The organism is Mesorhizobium sp., from assembly GCF_005063415.1.
GTDB lineage: Bacteria > Pseudomonadota > Alphaproteobacteria > Rhizobiales > Rhizobiaceae > Mesorhizobium.
In genome coordinates this window covers 13,458-16,554 of record NZ_SUEG01000113.1, presented here as the reverse complement: position 1 = coordinate 16,554, position 3,097 = coordinate 13,458, and the positions used below count along the sequence as shown (strand labels likewise).

The 3,097-nt window shown below is 63.6% G+C and carries 4 protein-coding genes and 1 pseudogene; 3 read left to right on the top strand and 2 right to left on the bottom strand.

Going from position 1 to position 3,097, the window contains the following annotated elements; genetic code table 11:
* Nucleotides 1-252: HAMP domain-containing sensor histidine kinase (locus E5W70_RS23890; RefSeq protein ID WP_292663083.1), on the top strand; the 252-nt coding region annotated here is incomplete at its 5' end.
* Between the two features lie 32 nt (nucleotides 253-284).
* Nucleotides 285-1,451 carry an FAD-binding oxidoreductase gene (locus E5W70_RS23885; protein ID WP_292663080.1) on the top strand — a complete coding sequence of 389 codons (1,167 nt, stop codon included), beginning with the start codon at nucleotides 285-287 and terminating at the stop codon, nucleotides 1,449-1,451.
* A gap of 29 nt (nucleotides 1,452-1,480) precedes the next feature.
* Here E5W70_RS23885 and E5W70_RS23880 read toward each other — a convergent pair.
* Together E5W70_RS23880 and E5W70_RS23875 are read right to left on the bottom strand one after the other, a co-directional pair.
* A pseudogene (locus tag E5W70_RS23880) lies at nucleotides 1,481-1,642 on the bottom strand (SRPBCC domain-containing protein); the annotation flags it as partial.
* Nucleotides 1,643-1,728: 86 nt separating this feature from the next.
* Complete coding sequence (locus E5W70_RS23875) at nucleotides 1,729-2,154, bottom strand: GNAT family N-acetyltransferase (protein ID WP_292663078.1); 426 nt, start codon at nucleotides 2,152-2,154, stop codon at nucleotides 1,729-1,731.
* A 167-nt stretch (nucleotides 2,155-2,321) separates the two neighbouring features.
* Here E5W70_RS23875 and leuD point away from each other — a divergent pair, with 167 nt between their 5' ends.
* Nucleotides 2,322-2,927, top strand: a complete 606-nt coding sequence (gene leuD, locus E5W70_RS23870) for a 3-isopropylmalate dehydratase small subunit (protein WP_292663076.1) — start codon at nucleotides 2,322-2,324, stop codon at nucleotides 2,925-2,927.
* The last annotated feature ends 170 nt before the right edge of the window (nucleotides 2,928-3,097 follow it).

Genomic DNA, 3,097 nt, shown 5'->3' with positions numbered 1-3,097 from the left:
ACGCTGGTATCGGTCACGGCAGCAAGCGCGGACGGCAAGGCCACCATTGTGGTGGACGATGACGGCGCCGGCATTTCGCCCAGCAACCGAGGCCGCATCTTCGAGCCGTTCTTCACCACGCGCCGCGATTCCGGCGGCACCGGCATGGGCCTCGGCATCGTGCTGGCCCTCCTGAAAGCGCATGATGGCACGATCCGGCTGGTTGACTCGGCGAGCGGCACGCGCTTCGAGATCATCCTGCCGACGGCGTGACTCGGCGGTTCAGATCGGAAGGGCGAAAAAAGGTGCATTACGACATCGTCATCATCGGCGGAGCCATCGTCGGCTCCTCGGTCGCCTATTATCTGCGCGAGGAAGGGTTTTCGGGCTCGATCGCGCTTGTCGAGCGCGACCCGCAATTTTCCCACGCCGCGACCACGCTGTCCTGCGCCTCCATTCGCCAGCAGTTCTCGATCCCGGAAAACATCCGGCTGTCGCAGTTCACGTTGAAACTTTTCCGGCGGCTCAGGGAAGAGTTTGGCGCGGACGCCGATATCGGCTTTCGCGAAGGCGGCTATCTCATCCTTGCCGGCGAAAACGGACTGCCGATCCTGCGGGCCAACCACGAGGTGCAGATGGCCGAGGGCGCCGACATCGTGCTCGAGGATGCCGAGGCACTTGTTCGTCGGTTTCCGTGGCTATCCGCCGAGGGTATCACTGCCGGGGCCTACGGCCGTAGCGGCGAGGGCTGGTTCGACGCGCATGCGATGCTGATGCTGTTTCGCAAGGCACTGCGGACGAAGAACATCGACTTCATCACGGCGTCGGTGACGGGTATCGAGCGGCTGGGCGGCCGCGTCACCGGTGTAGTCCTCGACAATGGCGAGCGGCTCGAGGCCGGCACCGTCGTCAACGCCGCCGGGCCGAATGCCGGCAAGGTCGCAGCGATGGCCGGGATGGCATTGCCGGTGGAGCCGCGCAAGCGCAACGTCTTCGTCTTCGAGGCGCGCGAAAAATATGACGACATGCCACTGCTGGTCGACCCGAGCGGCATCTATGTCCGGCCGGAGGGCTCGGTCTACATCACCGGCGGCGCCGAGCCGGAAGAGGGCGAAGGACCAGCCGATCCCGCCGACTTCGAGCCCGATTGGCCGCTGTTCGAAGAGGTGATCTGGCCGGTGCTGGCGACCCGCATTCCGGCCTTCGAGGCGATCAAACCGACGCGCGCCTGGGTCGGCCACTACGATTACAACACGCTCGACCAGAACGCGGTGATCGGCCCGCATCCCGAGGTCGGTAATTTCCTCTTCGCCAACGGTTTTTCCGGTCACGGCTTGCAGCAGGCGCCGGCGGTCGGCAAAGCGCTGGCCGAACTGATCGTGCATGGCGGCTATCGCACGGTGGATTGCTCGGCGTTTGGGTATAGCCGTGTCGCTGAGGGGCGGGCGTTTCGGGAATTGAACGTGATTTAACGCTTGCGCGAAGGGATGCTACCCTCGGCTTAAGCCGCCACCAAGCCGCCTGCACCAAGATAAGCCTGAAGCCAGCCCAGCACCCGGGCCCAGCCTTCGGCATGCTCCGTCGCGGCAGCAGCGAGGCCGGCAAAGCCGCCATGGCAGATGGTGACGCGCGTGCCGCCGGCGATCGGCTCCAGCAGCCAGGCGACTTTGGTTTCGCGGCGGCCAAGCGCATGTCAAGAGGCAGAACCCTAGCCAAGGATGCGCAGGTTGAGATCGCTGGGAGTGGATTTCAGCGCTTGCGGCCGAACCAGAATGCGTTGGGCATGCGCTCCATGCCGATACGCTCATAGAAGCCGACGGCGTCGGGCATGGAGATCAGGCTGATGGCGACGGACGGCCCGAGTTGTCGCCGCGCTTCATCGAGAAGGCCCTTGCCGATGCCGAGCCCTTGCGCCGATTTGCAGACGGCGAGCTCGGAAACGTAACAGACCCACGAGAAATCCGTGACACCGCGGGCAACGCCGACCAGCGGCTTGCCTTCTGTGTCGAGGCGCGCGGTGAGCACCAAATTGGCCGCTGACAACATCGCCTTCAATCGGGTGTCGTCATCGACGGGGCGGTTGGCGCCGAGGCCGGATTCCACCAGCACGCGGCGGAACTCGGCGGTGCCGAGGCCCGGTTCGCTGGCGTAGAGGACCTTGGATCGCGTTGTCATATCGATAAAAGTGCACCATGGGCCGGTGGTTTTGAAGCTGTTTTGTACCGATCTTGTGTTTCGATCGACGACAGAAGTCCAGAAACAGCCGCCTTTTATTTGCCCGCGGCTTTGTGTAAACCGGGCGCCAGCAATTCCCCGCAACGAGAAGAAGACGCGCAAGAACCATGGAAAAATTCACCAAGCTCACCGGTGTCGCCGCGCCGATGCCGATCGTCAATGTCGACACCGACATGATCATCCCCAAGGATTATCTCAAGACGATCAAGCGCACCGGGCTCGGCACCGGCTTGTTCGCCGAAATGCGCTACAAGGACGACGGGTCGGAAAACCCGGACTTCGTGCTCAACAAGCCGGCCTACCGCAAGGCGCAGATCCTGGTCGCCGGCGACAATTTCGGCTGCGGTTCGAGCCGGGAACATGCGCCGTGGGCGCTGCTCGATTTCGGCATCCGCTGCGTCATCTCGACCTCGTTCGCCGACATTTTCTACAACAACTGCTTCAAGAACGGCATCCTGCCGATCACCGTCAGCCCGGAAGACCTGGAGAAGCTGATGGACGATGCCTCGCGCGGTTCCAACGCGACGCTGTCGGTCGATCTCGAAGCCAAGGAAATCCGCGGGCCGGACGGGGGCGTGGTCAAGTTCGACCTCGACGAATTCAAGCGCCACTGCCTCTTGAACGGCCTCGACGATATCGGTCTGACCATGGAGAAGGCCGGCGCCATCGCTTCGTTCGAGAAGAAGAACGCCGAGCTGCGGCCCTGGGCATGAGCGGTACGATGACCCGGCCGCGACAGGCCGGGTTCGTGGCGGCTGAACGGAGGGACAGTCATGACACGTTCGTTTCTTGCCGGCGCCTGCGCGCTGGCGTGGATTCTGATGCCGATGGCTGGCGCGCATGCACAGACCGACACGGTGCTCGTGCCGGCTGACGATGCGCC